The following is a 14,832-nucleotide window of genomic DNA, read 5'->3' on the forward strand; positions in this document are numbered from 1 at the left end:
TAACCATGAAAATCAACAACACCTTCGTCCATTGCCTCGCCCTTACCGCGCTATCGAGTCTCTATGCCTGTGGAGGCAGTAGTGGCGGTACCGATTCGACCGAACAAACCGGCAGTTTCTCGCTGGCCTTAACCGATGGGCCGGTGGACAGTGCCAATCAGGTGGTGGTGGAATTTTCCGGCGTATCGATTAAGCCTGTGGATGGTGAAGCCATCGAGTTTATGTTCGAAGAGCCGCGTCAAATTGACCTGTTGCAGTTACAGGGCAGCGCGTCGGAGGCCATCATTACAGATGAGACGGTGCCCGCCGGCGAATACGAGTGGATTCGTCTGCATGTGAATGCCGAACACGACAATATCCTCGACTCCTTTATTGAACTGGGCGATGGCTCGCAACTGGAGCTGCGCGTGCCAAGTGGCAGCCAGACGGGCTTAAAACTGGTGCGTGGTTTTACGCTGGCGGCGGATGGTCACGCAGATTTCACTATTGATTTTGATCTGCGTAAATCTGTTACCAATCCGCCTGGTTTGCCCGGTGCTTTACTCAAGCCCGCCTTACGTTTAATCGATAACCTTGAGGTCGGCAGCATCTCCGGTAGCGTTGATGCCAACCTGGTCGCGCAACAATGTGCCGATGCGGGTGTCAGCGCCGGTGCCGTTTATGTGTATGTCGGTTCCGGAGCCGTGCCGACAGACATGAGCGGTAGTGAAAATGATCCGTTAACGTCTGCGTTGGTGAGTTACGGCGAGGCAGCTGAGTATCGTTACGAGGTCGGCTTCCTGGCAGGTGGGGAATACACCCTGGCTTATACCTGCGGATCACTTGACGATAATCCTGAGCAGGTCGATGAGTTGGTTTTTGTTGGCGCTGTTGATGTGACGGTTATAGCCGATCAACAAACGACCCAGGATTTTGTATTAACTGAATAAGTATCCACTGCAAGCCGACGCCTCTTTACGCGTCGGCTTAATTTTGTATCAAGGTGTTGTGATAAAAAATGAATATAATAATTGCGCTGGGTATTGTTCTTGCGGTGGTGTCATCAGTCACACTTTTGACTTTTGCAGTGATGACGCTGATGTTAGTCATTGATCAGAAACGGTAACAGACGTTTGATTATGTAGTCTTTTCAGGTTTAAAGAACGACCACCTACTGTGCGTTTTATTTGGCGGCTCCTTCAGGGGCCGTTTTTTTGGCCCGAAAAACTATAACGGTAATAAGGATTGTCTATTCATTAGCGCGCGGGTGCGACTAATAATGCTGTGGAGTAAACACGGCGTAAAAGTTTTCGTTTAAAAGTGTAATAGTGGTGGACTCCATAACCTGCTTTGACTAGTATTGGTTCAAGCGTCGGTTGTAGATGTCTGCGATGCGATCCTCCTGCGAGATTCAGTAATGCGTAAGGCACTTCTCTTTATCAAGGTTGTTTTGTTACTGGCGACGTTTGTCGGCACCAGTAGCAGCCATGCTTCCAAATCTGGTGGCCACAGCCTGCTTGCCGTATCTGCCTTTGATGCCAATATCAATCTTGGTCAACAAAGCACAGCGGAAGATGATAAAGCTGTTATTACTGATCTCGAATTACCCCTTGTTGTTATTCAATCCTCTCCCTTAGCGCATTGGCAATTATTGGTGCTGAACAATCGCATTGATAATGGTCACTTTGCCCGAGCTCCTCCGTTAAACACTCTCGCTTGAACCGCTGTACCGCCGGTTTCATGGTGACTTGATACTTCTTTTTTCTGTTGCCTCCGGTGTTGGTTCCCACAGCCTGCTATGCGCTTTGCCAACAGGTTCTGGTTTATTCAATTTTGCATCGATTATCTGTATCTCAATTGATGCATGGAGAGGTGTTTATGAAAAATTTAACGGTTTATACGGTTGATGCCATTGATCACTTGGTGCAACCCGATGAGTTTGATGATGTAACGCCAGAGTCTTCTGCGTTGACCATTCTTACCGATTTCAAAGAGCATCGTCCGCATGTTGTCGAGGCGCATATCACGGCTGTTGAAGCAGCGGATTTAATGCATCAGGAAAATATTAAGTTTAAGTTGGTGGTGGATCGACACAATGAGTTTGTTGGTTTGATCAGCATTGAGGATCTGTCTGACCAAAGCATTCTGTTAACGCAAGTTGCCAACGGTGCAGGTCGCGATGAAGTCCTGGTTGCTGACTTGATGCATCACCGCGAATCCATTCGCGCAATTAATTACGACGAGTTCAAACGCTCCAGTGTGGCAGACATTATTTATACCTTGCAGCGCCATGGCCAGCAGTACTACATCGTCGTGGACCGCGATCAACATCATATCCGTGGTGTGGTGTCGTCGACTGAAATCTCCCGCCGGTTACATACGCCGGTTTACGTCGAGCGTCAGCCCAGTGTGGCGGACATCCTTTCCCTCGTACGAGGCTAATGAATAGATGTATTTCACTTCGCCGTATTACTGCGCCGCTTGCACGCCGGTGACGCAGTGAAGAGGTGAAACCTGATCAGAGAATCGCCCCCTCCCTGATCCGGAATTTATGACACTGCTTGCGCAGCGTCTTAAATGCAGTGTGTTGTATTAAACCCACCCGCACCACGATGTTTCGGTTGCGGGTTTTTTTTGCCTGTTGGAAACTGGCAGCCTGATTTTTTATAAGCTTATTCATTCAGGGTGCCTTATGTACCATCGTGAACATCATCGAATCCATCGTAATGGCTGGTTGCGTGCGGCCGTGCTCGGCGCGAATGACGGTATTGTTTCTACTGCCAGTTTGTTAGTGGGAGTTGCCTCGGCGCAAGCAACTCAAAACGATATTGTGATTGCTGGTGTGGCAGCTCTGGTCGCCGGTGCTATGTCCATGGCAGCCGGTGAATATGTGTCGGTGAGTTCGCAGGCCGATGCGGAAGAGGCAGATCTGAACCAGGAAAAGCATGAGCTGGAAACCAATCAGCTCGCCGAACATAAGGAACTGGCGGATATTTATATCGAGCGCGGACTGGATGCGCCCCTCGCACGGCAGGTCGCCCATCAATTGATGCAACACGATGCGCTCGGCGCTCATGCCCGCGATGAATTGGGTATTTCTGATATTACCCGCGCGCGCCCTTTGCTGGCGGCTATGTCGTCAGCTTTGGCGTTTTCCCTGGGTGCCCTGATGCCGTTATTGATGGCGGTGTTTACCGACCTGCAGTATCTGATTCCGGTGGTGGCGGTAGTATCTCTGTTATGTCTTGCAACCTTGGGTGGACTTGCAGCGCGAGTTGGCGGTGGCAAAGTCTTACGTGCTGTGTTTCGTGTGACCTTCTGGGGCGCCCTGGCGATGGGACTGACGGCGGGTATCGGGCGCGTGTTTGGTGTGATGCTCTAAAGAACCGCTGACCAGCTTTTACGCAAAATCTCATGCAGCACGGCGGACATTACCTGATTGATCCGCGCAAAGTCGGCGGTATGTTTTTCCATTGTTTCTGCGTCCTGCACATAGGGCGAACCATCCAGGTCGGATGCGCAATGTTTTATCAGTGCGGCCGCGGAAGCCGGTGTTGTTTCCAGATGAAACTGGAAGCCAAACACGTTATCTCCCAAGCGGAAGGCCTGGTGCGGACAGGCTTCGCTGCTGGCCAACCAGATAGCGCCCTCGGGTAAATCGAAGGTGTCGCCATGCCAATGGAAGACGGTTTGTCCGTCGAGCAAACGCGCGATCGGGTCTTCCGGTGCTTGCAGGGTCAAGGGAAACCAGCCGATTTCCCTGTGCTTGTTGGGTTTGACCTTGGCTCCACAAACACAGGCAATCAGTTGGGCGCCCAGGCAAATACCCATGACCGTCTTCCCGGCATCAATGGCCGCTTTGATCAACGCTTTTTCCGCGCGCAGCCAGGGAAATTCCTGCTCATCGTAAACACCCATCGGCCCGCCCATTACCACCAGAACATCCAGGTCATCGATGGAGGGCGTAGCGTCGCCGCGATACCAGTGTGTGGTGCTCACGGTGTAACCCGCTTGACCGAAGTCCTGTGCCATACTCCCGATGTCTTCGAAAGGCACATGTTGCAATGAATGAATACGCATCAAAAAAGCTCCTTGAGGGGTAAATACCGGCCTGCGCGAGTATGCCATGGGCGGAACTGGTAGAGGAATCGTCGGCCTTATCGTGTATACTCCCGGCCACATTTTGTACAACAGGTGATAAGTTTTGATTGGTAAATTGTTTAAGAAATTGATAGGCACCGGCGAGCAGCCTCCAAGCTCAGCCAAACCCGTCAAAGCGTCAGCCGGTGGTGCTGGCCATCATTCACGTAATCAACGCGGTGATAAAGTAGATAAGCATCCGGGCGCGGTAGATAGCAGCAAAGCTGACGGTCATAAAAAATCTCGTTCACGTCGTCGCAAGGGTGGACAGGGGCGCAAACCCGAATCGGAGCAGGGCACCACTGTGGCCGCGGAAAACCAGGGGCAGCGCCAGCATTCCCGCAAGCGTGCAGAACCCGCTACACCGGCCGAGCTTTGGGATATCAGCCAGTTTGATGTTCCCCCGATGGAGGGCAAAAGCCGCTTTCACGACTTTGATCTGGCCCCGGAGTTGATGCACGGTATCGCGGATCTCGGTTTTCAGTATTGCTCTCCGATACAGGCGCAATCCCTGCCTCACGCACTGAAAGGATCGGATGTCGTCGGCAAGGCGCAAACCGGAACCGGAAAAACTGCGGCCTTTTTGACGGTCATTATTGATGACTTACTGAAGAACCCGATTACCGAGAAACGCTACGCCGGTGAAGCGCGAGCATTGGTCATTGCGCCGACGCGGGAACTGGTTATCCAGATTGCCGACGATGCGAAAGCCTTGTGCAAGCACACTGACCTGAAGATCCACACCTTGGTCGGCGGCATGGATTACACGCGTCAGCAACGCCATCTGCACAATGAACTGGTGGATATCCTGGTGGCAACGCCGGGGCGTTTGCTGGATTTTTGCGGCAATAAAGATGTTTATCTGGATCAGCTGGAAGTGCTGGTGATCGACGAGGCGGATCGCATGCTGGATATGGGTTTCATCCCGCAAGTGCGCCAGATTGTGCGCCAGGCACCGCGCCGGGAAGATCGCCAGACACTGTTTTTCTCGGCCACCTTTACCGATGAAGTTCGTCACCTGGTTGATCAGTGGACCTTTAAACCGGTCACGGTGGAGATTCAACCGGAAAGCGTGGCGACGGACTCGGTCACCCAGCATGTCTACCTCTCCTCAACGGAAGAAAAATACACCTTGCTCTATAACCTGATCCAGCAGGATGACGTGGAGAGCATGATTGTGTTTGCCAACCGTCGCGATGAGTGTCGCGACCTGCAGGACAAGCTCCAGCGCCACGGTATCAAGGCCGGTCTGCTGTCTGGTGAGATTGCCCAGAACAAGCGCGTATCCACGTTGGATGCCTTCAAAAAAGGCACCATCAAGGTATTGGTCGCTACCGATGTCGCGGGTCGGGGTATCCATATCAGCGGTATCAGCCACGTCGTGAATTTCACTCTGCCGGAAGAACCGGAAGACTACGTCCACCGTATTGGTCGCACTGGCCGCGCCGGTAAAACCGGTACGTCCATCAGCTTTGCCTGTGAAGACGACGCCTTCCGCCTTGAGCCTTTGCAGGCTCTGCTGGGCAAGGAAATCAAATACGAACAACCGCCGGCACAATTGCTGTTGATGACTCCGGAACTTCCGCCAGGGCCTCGCCGCCAACGGCCCGACGGCCAACGCTCGCGGTCGCGCAGTTCCGGTAATCGCAGCCGCTCCCCGCGTGCCTGATCATGACAGCTGGCTTTCAGTCTTCGCTCAATCCTTGAAAGCCAGCAGCAATCAATCTTTGCCAATTTGTCTTACAAAAGGCTATAGTTGCTGAATGCAGCTGACACGTTGTCTTCTAGTACACATCTCCAACGCTTAACTCAAGGCCCGCTCGATGTCGCAAACCAAATCCGCCATGATGACGCTGCATTTTTCGGTGTTATTGATGGGAGCCACGGGTTTATTCTCGCAGTTGATCAAATTACCCGCCTGGGATATCACCGGTTATCGCACAGCGATTGCCTCGGTGGTGTTGTTTGCCTGGCTCATCTGGCGTGAACGCAGCATCGGGCTGGGCTCGTTGCGCGATTACCTGCGCATGTTTCTCCTCGGCGTTTTGCTGTGCATCCACTGGATTACGTTTTTTCATTCCATGCAGGTTTCTTCCGTCGCGGTGGGCATGATTTCGCTCTACGCCTATCCGGTGATGACGGTATTTCTGGAGCCCTGGATCAAACGCATACGTCTCGACTGGCGCGATGTCATCAGCGGCGTGCTGGTACTGGTGGGGATTTATCTGCTGGTGCCGGAATTTGACCTGACCAATACCACCACGCAGGGTGTGCTGTGGGGCGTGCTCTCCGCCCTGGTCTTTGCACTGCGTAATCTGTTGCTCGGCCACTGGTTTCGCGGCCAATCTGCAACGCGCTCTATGAGTTATCAGGTGCTGATTGTTGCGCTGCTGATGACGCCGGTGATGGTATTTTCTCGCCACGAACCGACACCGCACGATTGGTGGTTGCTGATCGGTCTGGGCATTGTATTTACTGCCTATACGCACACCTTGTTGGGGTCAGCCTTGCGCTACCTCAAAGCCAAAACTGTAGGCCTGGTTGCTTGCTTACAGCCTGTTTATGCAGTGATTTATGAAATCCTGATCCTCCAATCCTACCCCGACCTGACAACGTTATTTGGTGGCGCCATCATCGTGGCGGCGGCCATTTATGAATCTGTGCGCGAACACCACAAGGCGACGGCGGCGGCATAATTCGAGCATTCACCAAAGCTCGTCTACACTCAACAGATATGGTGAGTGAGTAGATGAGAATGAAAAGAATTCTAATTGTTGAAGACAGCGAGATGGTGATGCGTGTATTGCGCCACCTGATACAAAACACCTTGCCCTACGAGGCGTTTTACGCAACCAGCCTGGCCCAGGCAAAAGCATTGTGCGAAGAGCAGGCGGATGGTTTTTTCGCGGCGCTGGTCGATCTGAATTTACCCGATGCACCGAATGGCGAAGTGGTGGATTTTACGCTGGGCAAAAAAATTCCCACCATCGTGTTGACCGGCAGTTACGACGAGCAACGTCGTGAGCAATTGTTCAGCAAAGGCATTGTCGATTACGTTACCAAAGAAGGGCGCTACGCTTACAGCAAAGCCATTGAACTGTTTCAGCGGCTTGAGAAAAATGAGCAGATTAAAGTGCTGGTTGTGGATGACTCCGACATGTCACGTAAGTATGTGGCCAACCTGTTCAAACGCCATTTGTTTCAGGTGCTGGAGGCTGTTGATGGAATGGATGCGATCAAAGTGCTGCTTGAGCACCCCGATATTAAATTGCTGATCACTGACTACAACATGCCGCGTATGGACGGTTTCGAGCTGGTCAAAAACCTGCGTTACAAATACGACAAAACCGATTTGATTATGATCGGTGTCTCCGGTGAGAGCAGTGAAGCGCTATCAGCAAAATTTATCAAACACGGCGCCAATGATTTTCTGCGCAAACCTTTCCATCCGGAAGAATTCTACTGCCGCGTGATCCACAACCTGGAATTAATGGAGCAGGTTGCGCTGCTGGATTACAACGCTGATCGTGACCCCTTGACGGGTCTGTATCATCGCAGTTATTTCTTCCGTAGCGCGCAGGAATTGCAAAACCAGGCACGGGAAAAATCTACCCCTCTGGCCTTGGCCGTGTTGAATATCGATGGCTTCGCATTGATTAACCAGCGCTTCGGTAACCAGGGTGGCGATTTGGTTTTGCAACATGTCGCTTCACTGTTATATGAAATGCTGGATCGCTTTTTATTGTGTCGCGCGGGCGGCGATGAGTTCTTTGTGTTGTTGCCGGGCCTGGATAATGAAAAGGCGGTTTCGCTCATCAGCAAAATACGCCAGCTGGTCGCGGCGGCACCCGTGGTTGTTCAGGGAGAGTCTTTCTGTTGCAATTTCAGCGCGGGCGTCACTAACCAGATAAGTACCAGTATTGATGAGCAACTGAATCAGGCAATCAAATTCTTGCAGCTGGCTAAAGAATCCAGTGGCGGCATGGTGGTTGGTGATGACGAAGAGGTTACTGACTGATTTCCTTGATGGGCTAATTGAATTCCTTGATGGATAGCTCCTCCACCCAATAAATAGTCGCACCCGCCACGGCAATCGGCATCATGAAAATATTAACCAGAGGAATCATGCTGCCCGCCATTACCAGACCGCCGAAGGTGTAGCTGGTCAATGACTCAGCATTTAACCGACGACGCATCTCGCGAAATTCAAGTTGATGGTTATCCGCAGGGTAATCAATATATTGCACTGACATACACCAGGCGGCCCATAACACACTGATAAATGCCGAAGCGAGATTCACCACCGGAATAAACCACAGCACAATCAGAACTAATAACACAAGGCACCCGCGACTGATGAAATACCAGAGTTTGGTCAACTCTCTTGCCAGAGTGCGCGGAATCAATGCCGATAAACTTTCTGATGTAGGTTCCTTGCCCGTTAATTCCTGCTCGATTTTCTCGGCGAGTATGCCGTAAAAGGGCGCGGCGACCAGATTGGTGATGATGTTAAACGTATAGCCGTACACCACCAGCAACAAAAACGCGAACAACAACCATAAAATCCACGCGACAAATGCCAGCCACTCCGGCATCCATTCCACTAATTGCGTTAGCAGATCGCGATAGACATGAACCAGCGCGACGGTTGCCACAACAAATAAAACCAGATTCACCAGCAGCGGAACCAGCACAAAGCGTTTTAAGCCGGGGCGCACTAACAAGCTGGCACCACGCGTCAGATAATTCAGGGCATTGGCAGGATTTCCGTTAAGCATAATGAGTGTCCATAACGATCAGCGAATAGAACGGCGGCGATAACCTTGTACGGCAGCATAGCCTAAAGCAAACAGTAAACCGCTGACGGCGCCATACAAATGCGCATCTACGACCACCGGAACTGGCAGGAGTTGCTGGAGGTCTGTCGCCTGGTAAGCAGCGCTTTGCTCATGGATCAACTTGCCGATAACCAACATCAATCCAATGCCGTTAATCCACGGCGTTTGTTTAAAGCTAAACAAAAAGCCGAAGATAATCAGCCCATGCAAAACCCCGGAAAGCCCCCGATAAAACATAAACTCCGGAGTACCCCAATAAACCCCCAACCCCACACACAAACCACTGAACAACAACAGCCCGCTGTAAAGCCAGAGATTGCAGCGCAGAAAAAACACATAACCACACACCAACAACGCCGCGAAATTCATCAGCAGATGATAAAACCCGTAATGCACCAGATTCCCCGACAACAACCGCCACCACTCGCCCTCCGCAATATGCAAGCGATCCAGCTCCAGTAAATTATTGTCCGACGAGGAAAGCCAGCCCAACACCAGCAGCACTCCTGCCAGAGAAAGTGTCAGCCAAAGGGCGGGTGTTGGGCGGGGGAGGTTCATTGGGTTTTTTGTGATTCTTATGAGAGAGGTGTCGGATTACGCTACGCTAATCCGACCTACGGTCAGTGAGCGCCGGCTTTTTCAAGCGCGATGACATATTCCTCGCTGTTGCGATGGGGCTTGATGACTTGCAAAAACGTTTTGCCCTCCGGCCCGACAGCATTCAAGTCTTTACCAGCTTCGATAAACAGTTTCACAAACGTCTCAAAATTTTCACCGCGCATCCCGCGATAGGCTTTTTCCAATAAATGGAAATCGGTATTAACGCCCGCCGGGGCGGTGTATTCCAGAAAGGTTTTGATACGGGCTTCGTCGAAGATTTCGCCCAGTACTTTTTCTTTGTCTTTGCGTAAGCTCATGATGTCTTCCAGTGGTAAAAAGTTGCTATGGGCGGTGGGTGCAGGGGTTCACGACCATCGCCAACATGGATGTTGGCGCTGAGCCCCCAGGGAAGGGTTCACGGCGTGTCGTGAACCCCTGCACCCACTGACCGCTCACTCTAACTATTCAATTTCTTAATTAACAATTCATTCAACGCCTGCGGGTTCGCCTGACCTTTGCTCGCCTTCATCACCTGGCCAACAAAGAAACCCAACATCTTGCCACGCTTGGCCTCATCTGCCGCACGATAACCCTCAACCTGCGCCGCATTACTCGCCAACACCTCATCAATCATCTTCTCCAGCGCACCCGTATCCGAAACCTGCTTCAAACCCTTGGTTTCGATAATCGTATCCGCATCGCCCTCACCGTTAGCCATCGCCTCAAACACCTGCTTCGCAATCTTGCTCGACAGCGTGCCATCCTTAACGCGCACCACCAATCCGGCCAACAGCGCCGGCGTCACCGGCGACTTATCAATACGCTGCTCGGTACGATTCAAATACGCACCCAAATCCGCCATGATCCAGTTCGCCGTCAGTTTCGGCTCACCGGAAATTTTTACCGAAGCCTCAAAGAATGCAGCGGTAAATTTGTCCGCTGTTAATTGACCTGCATCGTAATCGCCCAACCCATATTGCTCCACAAAGCGGGCGCGTTTGGCTTCAGGCAATTCCGGCATTTGCTTGCGCACATTCTCGATATAGGCATCGTCCAGAATGACCGGTAACAAATCCGGGCAGGGAAAGTAGCGGTAATCGTTGCTGTCTTCCTTGCTGCGCATGGAGCGCGCTTTTTTGGTATCGCCGTTATACAGGCGCGTTTCCTGGGTAATCTTGCCGCCGTCTTCCAATACATCAATTTGCCGCTCGACCTCCAGTTCGATAGCCTCTTCCATAAATTTAAATGAGTTAAGGTTTTTGGTCTCCGTGCGCGTACCGAGTTTGTCAGACCCTTTTGGGCGAATAGAAATATTCACATCAAAACGCATGGAACCCTGCGACATTTCGCCGTCACAGATTTCCAGCGAGGTCACAATGGAATGAAGTTTTTTGGCAAAGGCCACTGCTTCTTCCGCACTGCGCATATCCGGTTCGGTGACAACTTCAATCAAAGGCGTGCCCGCGCGATTCAAATCAATCCCGCTCATGCCGGCAAAATCTTCGTGCAAGGATTTACCCGCGTCCTCTTCCAGATGCGCGTGGTGAATGCGCACCCGTTTAGTCCTGCCGCCTTCCAGTTCGAGATCCACATAGCCCGGGCCGACAATCGGCTCTGCCAGTTGCGTGGTTTGATAGCCCTTGGGCAAGTCCGGATAGAAATAATTTTTACGCTCGAAGACTGAGCGCTTGCCGATTTCCGCATTCACCGCCAGGCCGAACATGGTGGCAAAGCGAAAGGCTTCGGCGTTTGCCACCGGCAAGGTGCCGGGCATGGCCAGATCAATCGCGCAGGCCTGCGTGTTTGGCTCAGCGCCGAAGGCGGTGCTGGCGCCGGAGAAAATTTTGGTTTTGGTGGCCAGTTGCACATGCACTTCCAGGCCGATAACAGTTTCCCATTGCATCTTGATGCTCTCTTGTTCGGTTTGGCTCTCAGCTTTGTGCTTACTCAATAGCCGGTGCAGTTTGCTGGTGGAAGTCGGTTGCCTGCTGGAACTGGTGTGCCACGTTCAGCAACTGGGCCTCGGCAAAATAATCACCGATCAACTGCAAACCAACAGGCTTGTTGTCCACCAGTCCGCACGGAATTGACAGGCCGGGAAGGCCCGCGAGGTTGGTGGCGATGGTGTAGATATCTTCCAGGTACATGGCGACCGGATCTTTGGTCTTGGAACCGAAAGCAAAGGCGGGCGAAGGCGATGTCGGGCCGAGGATAACGTCCACCTGGGTAAAGGCATCAACGAAATCCTGCTTGATCAGGCGACGGACTTTTTGCGCCTTGCTGTAATAGGCATCGTAGTAGCCGGCGGACAAGGCATAACTGCCCACCAGAATACGACGCTTAACTTCATCGCCAAAACCTTCCGCCCGCGAACGTTTGTACAGGTCGGCCAGATCTTTCGGATTATCACAGCGGTAACCGTAACGCACACCATCAAAACGCGACAGGTTGGCCGAACATTCCGCCGGTGCAATCACGTAGTAAGCCGGCACCGCGAGATGGGTGTGCGGCAAGCTGATACTGTGAATGCTCGCGCCGAGTTTTTCATAAACCTTGATGGCCGCTTCCACATGTGCGGCGGTTTGCGGATTCAGACCTTCGCCGAAATATTCTTTGGGAATACCGATCTTTAAACCGTGCAGCGGATTGTTCAGGTCAGCGGTGTAATCCGGCACATCACGCTCGACACAGGTGGAGTCTTTCGGGTCGAAGCTGGCCAGATCGTTCATCATCAAGGCCGCATCTTCGGCGGTACGGGTTAGGGTACCGGCCTGGTCGAGGCTTGAAGCGAAGGCAATCATGCCCCAACGCGATACGCGACCATAGGTTGGTTTGATACCGGTAAGTCCGCACAGGGCAGCCGGTTGACGGATAGAGCCGCCGGTATCGGATGCGGTTGCGCCAGGCGCAAGGTGGGCCGCTACAGCCGCCGCTGAACCACCCGACGAACCACCGGGCACACAGTCGGTGGCCCAGGGATTTTTCACCGGGCCGTAGTAACTGGTTTCATTGGATGAACCCATGGCGAATTCATCCATATTGGTTTTACCCAACATCACCACGCCGGCCGCCAGATAATTTTCCACGATGGTAGCGTTATAGGGCGCGATGAAATTATCGAGCATCTTGGATGCGCAACTAGTGCGTACGCCGGTGGTACAGAAAATATCTTTATGGGCGATGGGAATGCCGCACAGCGTCGGCGCATTGCCGGTCGCCAAACGTTTGTCGGCGGCAGCGGCCTGTGCCAGTGCCAACTCCGGGGTGACGGTGATGTAACTGTTGTAGGTTTTATCCAGCCGCGCGATACGGTCGAGATAATGCTGGGTGAGTTCGGTGCTGGAGAAGTCCTTGCGGCGCAGGCCCTGGGTCAACTCGGCAATGGTAAATTGATGCATTGCAAAAGATTCCTGGTCATTCATGGACTGGCAAAATTTGCCAGCAGGCTGGGGTCAATGAGGGTTTATTCGATCACCTGGGGTACCAGATAGAGACCATCCTGGGTTGCCGGGGCGATGGCCTGGAACTGCTCACGTTGATTGGGTTCAGTTATGTCGTCGGCGCGCAGGCGTTGGACAGCGTCCAGCGGGTGAGCCATGGGGACAACGCCATCAGTATTGACGGCTTGCAATTGATCGACCAATGCGAGTACATCGGAGATGCTATTGGCCACCTGGTCAGCAGTATTTTCAGAGATAGCGATGCGCGCCAGCTCGGCCAGTTTTGCAATATCGGAACGGTCTACAGCCATTGTCAGGTTCACTCCAGAGAACGTCGACCGCTAACTATTCGTTAAAAAGGTCGAATAACGTGAGAAAAAAACGCATCTTGTCAAAATGGGCGCTAAACTTATCACATTTGCGCCTTGCCCTAAATCCCTCTCGTTGATAGAGTGCCAGCACCTGTGAGCGCTTCGCAGATTTTGTTTGTCAACCAGAAAAATAATGGGTGACGGGCAAAAAATAATTGCTGCTCCCTCGGCGAATTTATTCAGGTTGGTTCGGTCAAATTCAAGTTCTGGATGAACCTCAGTTAACCGACTGGCCCCGGATTTTTTACCCAATGATTTTTATTAGATAACTGCATTGACTATCGGCAGATGCAAGATCAGTTTTTACTAATTGATGTGCTCTTGCCGAGGTGTGCAGATACAGAATATTAAGGTCTCGTCAACTCATGTTAAAACACCTGCGCGGAGCTTTTTCCAACGATCTCTCCATTGACCTCGGCACTGCCAACACCCTGATCTATGTTCGCGGACGCGGCATCGTACTCAACGAGCCCTCGGTTGTGGCCATTCGCCACCACAATGGTCACAAGATTGTGGAAGCCGTCGGTGCAGAAGCCAAACGCATGCTCGGTCGTACCCCTGGCAACATTACCGCCATTCGCCCATTGAAAGACGGTGTGATTGCCGACTTCCAGGTTACCGAGAAAATGCTGCAACACTTTATCCGCAAGGTCCACGAAAACAGTTGGTTCAGCCCCAGCCCCCGCGTCCTGATCAGTGTCCCCTGTCTCTCCACCGAAGTTGAAAAACGTGCTATCCGTGAATCAGCCATGGGCGCCGGTGCCCGTGAGGTACGTTTGATCGAAGAGCCTATGGCGGCGGCTATCGGTGCTGGTTTGAAGGTTGCAGAAGCCAGCGGTTCCATGGTGGTGGATATCGGCGGCGGTACCACCGAAATCGCCGTCATCTCCCTGAATGGCGTAGTGTATTCCGATTCCGTGCGAATTGGTGGCGATCGTTTCGATGAGGCTATCGTTAATTATGTGCGTCGTAACTACGGCAGTGTTATCGGTGACGCAACAGCGGAACGCATCAAGCAGGAAATCGGTTGTGCTTTTGCCGGCAGTGAGATGCGCGAAATCGATGTGCGCGGTCGCAATCTAGCAGAAGGGGTGCCGCGCAGCTTTACCCTGAACAGTGATGAAGTCCTCGAAGCCCTGCAAGATCCTCTGGCCGGTATTGTCCAGGCGGTCAAGAGCGCGCTGGAGCAATCTCCGCCTGAATTGGCGTCGGATATTGCCGAAAGTGGCGTGGTATTAACCGGCGGCGGCGCCCTGTTGCGCGATATTGATCGCTTGTTATCCAACGAAACCGGACTACCTTTTATCATTGCCGATGATCCGCTGACCTGCGTGGCCCGTGGTGGCGGTATGGCAATGGAGATGAATGACAAACGTATCGACCTGTTGTCATCCTGATTCATAGCGTCAACCGATAGTCATGTAACAGGTGTGCGCAGGATTGTCGGTCTCCAATTCCTATAAC

At 52.3% G+C, this 14,832-nt stretch carries 15 protein-coding genes; 8 read left to right on the forward strand and 7 right to left on the reverse strand.

The window, feature by feature from the left end; all coding sequences use genetic code 11:
• The first annotated feature begins 5 nt into the window (after positions 1-5).
• From CBR65_RS20175 to CBR65_RS20190, 4 genes are all read left to right on the forward strand, one after another.
• Entirely contained in the window at positions 6-929 is a 924-nt protein-coding gene (locus tag CBR65_RS20175; protein ID WP_087468528.1) for a DUF4382 domain-containing protein, read from the forward strand.
• A 467-nt stretch (positions 930-1,396) separates the two neighbouring features.
• Complete coding sequence (locus CBR65_RS20180) at positions 1,397-1,699, forward strand: hypothetical protein (RefSeq protein ID WP_087468529.1); 303 nt, start codon at positions 1,397-1,399, stop codon at positions 1,697-1,699.
• Between the two features lie 158 nt (positions 1,700-1,857).
• The gene (locus CBR65_RS20185; protein ID WP_087468530.1) at positions 1,858-2,421 is read left to right on the forward strand and encodes a CBS domain-containing protein; all 564 of its coding nucleotides are present in this window, start codon (positions 1,858-1,860) and stop codon (positions 2,419-2,421) included.
• A 250-nt stretch (positions 2,422-2,671) separates the two neighbouring features.
• Positions 2,672-3,361 carry a VIT family protein gene (locus CBR65_RS20190; RefSeq protein WP_087468531.1) on the forward strand — a complete coding sequence of 230 codons (690 nt, stop codon included), beginning with the start codon at positions 2,672-2,674 and terminating at the stop codon, positions 3,359-3,361.
• On the opposite strand, the gene CBR65_RS20195 is transcribed toward CBR65_RS20190, so the two are convergent.
• Complete coding sequence (locus CBR65_RS20195) at positions 3,358-4,059, reverse strand: amidotransferase (RefSeq protein ID WP_087468532.1); 702 nt, start codon at positions 4,057-4,059, stop codon at positions 3,358-3,360. The two genes, CBR65_RS20190 and CBR65_RS20195, sit on opposite strands and share 4 nt — an antisense overlap.
• A 124-nt stretch (positions 4,060-4,183) precedes the next feature.
• Here CBR65_RS20195 and rhlB point away from each other — a divergent pair, with 124 nt between their 5' ends.
• The 3 genes from rhlB to CBR65_RS20210 all read left to right on the forward strand — a co-directional run bounded on the left by rhlB (position 4,184) and on the right by CBR65_RS20210 (position 8,137).
• On the forward strand, positions 4,184-5,788 hold the full coding sequence (rhlB, locus tag CBR65_RS20200; protein ID WP_232461261.1) for an ATP-dependent RNA helicase RhlB: 1,605 nt from the start codon (positions 4,184-4,186) through the stop codon (positions 5,786-5,788).
• Between the two features lie 154 nt (positions 5,789-5,942).
• On the forward strand, positions 5,943-6,815 hold the full coding sequence (locus CBR65_RS20205; RefSeq protein ID WP_087468533.1) for a DMT family transporter: 873 nt from the start codon (positions 5,943-5,945) through the stop codon (positions 6,813-6,815).
• A gap of 59 nt (positions 6,816-6,874) precedes the next feature.
• Complete coding sequence (locus tag CBR65_RS20210; protein ID WP_087468534.1) at positions 6,875-8,137, forward strand: response regulator; 1,263 nt, start codon at positions 6,875-6,877, stop codon at positions 8,135-8,137.
• Between the two features lie 13 nt (positions 8,138-8,150).
• Here CBR65_RS20210 and cysZ read toward each other — a convergent pair whose 3' ends face one another.
• From cysZ to gatC, 6 genes are all read right to left on the reverse strand, one after another.
• Positions 8,151-8,897 carry a sulfate transporter CysZ gene (gene cysZ, locus CBR65_RS20215; protein WP_087468535.1) on the reverse strand — a complete coding sequence of 249 codons (747 nt, stop codon included), beginning with the start codon at positions 8,895-8,897 and terminating at the stop codon, positions 8,151-8,153.
• A gap of 18 nt (positions 8,898-8,915) precedes the next feature.
• Positions 8,916-9,515: a rhombosortase gene (rrtA, locus tag CBR65_RS20220; protein ID WP_087468536.1), complete on the reverse strand. Its 600-nt coding sequence runs from the start codon at positions 9,513-9,515 to the stop codon at positions 8,916-8,918.
• 62 nt (positions 9,516-9,577) lie between these two features.
• Positions 9,578-9,874 carry a PA4642 family protein gene (locus CBR65_RS20225; RefSeq protein WP_087468537.1) on the reverse strand — a complete coding sequence of 99 codons (297 nt, stop codon included), beginning with the start codon at positions 9,872-9,874 and terminating at the stop codon, positions 9,578-9,580.
• 140 nt (positions 9,875-10,014) lie between these two features.
• Positions 10,015-11,460: an Asp-tRNA(Asn)/Glu-tRNA(Gln) amidotransferase subunit GatB gene (gene gatB / locus CBR65_RS20230; protein ID WP_087469186.1), complete on the reverse strand. Its 1,446-nt coding sequence runs from the start codon at positions 11,458-11,460 to the stop codon at positions 10,015-10,017.
• Positions 11,461-11,500: 40 nt separating this feature from the next.
• On the reverse strand, positions 11,501-12,955 hold the full coding sequence (gene gatA, locus CBR65_RS20235; protein ID WP_087468538.1) for an Asp-tRNA(Asn)/Glu-tRNA(Gln) amidotransferase subunit GatA: 1,455 nt from the start codon (positions 12,953-12,955) through the stop codon (positions 11,501-11,503).
• 65 nt (positions 12,956-13,020) lie between these two features.
• Positions 13,021-13,308, reverse strand: coding sequence for an Asp-tRNA(Asn)/Glu-tRNA(Gln) amidotransferase subunit GatC (gene gatC, locus CBR65_RS20240; protein ID WP_087468539.1), 288 nt, complete (start codon positions 13,306-13,308; stop codon positions 13,021-13,023).
• A gap of 425 nt (positions 13,309-13,733) precedes the next feature.
• Between gatC and CBR65_RS20245 the strand changes: the two genes are divergently transcribed.
• Complete coding sequence (locus CBR65_RS20245) at positions 13,734-14,765, forward strand: rod shape-determining protein (protein ID WP_087468540.1); 1,032 nt, start codon at positions 13,734-13,736, stop codon at positions 14,763-14,765.
• Positions 14,766-14,832: the final 67 nt, after the last annotated feature.

The sequence above is a fragment of the Cellvibrio sp. PSBB006 genome (assembly GCF_002162135.1).
In the GTDB taxonomy this organism is placed as follows: Bacteria; Pseudomonadota; Gammaproteobacteria; order Pseudomonadales; family Cellvibrionaceae; genus Cellvibrio.

Excerpts from the sequence above, each read along its gene's own strand:
- gatC (WP_087468539.1), bottom strand. The coding sequence starts at position 13,308 with ATGGCTGTAGACCGTTCCGATATTGCAAAACTGGCCGAGCTGGCGCGC.
- CBR65_RS20185 (WP_087468530.1), top strand. The coding sequence starts at position 1,858 with ATGAAAAATTTAACGGTTTATACGGTTGATGCCATTGATCACTTGGTG.
- CBR65_RS20195 (WP_087468532.1), bottom strand. The coding sequence starts at position 4,059 with ATGCGTATTCATTCATTGCAACATGTGCCTTTCGAAGACATCGGGAGT.
- CBR65_RS20190 (WP_087468531.1), top strand. The coding sequence starts at position 2,672 with ATGTACCATCGTGAACATCATCGAATCCATCGTAATGGCTGGTTGCGT.
- CBR65_RS20180 (WP_087468529.1), top strand. The coding sequence starts at position 1,397 with ATGCGTAAGGCACTTCTCTTTATCAAGGTTGTTTTGTTACTGGCGACG.
- CBR65_RS20225 (WP_087468537.1), bottom strand. The coding sequence starts at position 9,874 with ATGAGCTTACGCAAAGACAAAGAAAAAGTACTGGGCGAAATCTTCGAC.
- gatB (WP_087469186.1), bottom strand. The coding sequence starts at position 11,460 with ATGCAATGGGAAACTGTTATCGGCCTGGAAGTGCATGTGCAACTGGCC.
- CBR65_RS20175 (WP_087468528.1), top strand. The coding sequence starts at position 6 with ATGAAAATCAACAACACCTTCGTCCATTGCCTCGCCCTTACCGCGCTA.
- cysZ (WP_087468535.1), bottom strand. The coding sequence starts at position 8,897 with ATGCTTAACGGAAATCCTGCCAATGCCCTGAATTATCTGACGCGTGGT.
- CBR65_RS20205 (WP_087468533.1), top strand. The coding sequence starts at position 5,943 with ATGTCGCAAACCAAATCCGCCATGATGACGCTGCATTTTTCGGTGTTA.
- CBR65_RS20245 (WP_087468540.1), top strand. The coding sequence starts at position 13,734 with ATGTTAAAACACCTGCGCGGAGCTTTTTCCAACGATCTCTCCATTGAC.
- CBR65_RS20210 (WP_087468534.1), top strand. The coding sequence starts at position 6,875 with ATGAAAAGAATTCTAATTGTTGAAGACAGCGAGATGGTGATGCGTGTA.
- rrtA (WP_087468536.1), bottom strand. The coding sequence starts at position 9,515 with ATGAACCTCCCCCGCCCAACACCCGCCCTTTGGCTGACACTTTCTCTG.
- gatA (WP_087468538.1), bottom strand. The coding sequence starts at position 12,955 with ATGCATCAATTTACCATTGCCGAGTTGACCCAGGGCCTGCGCCGCAAG.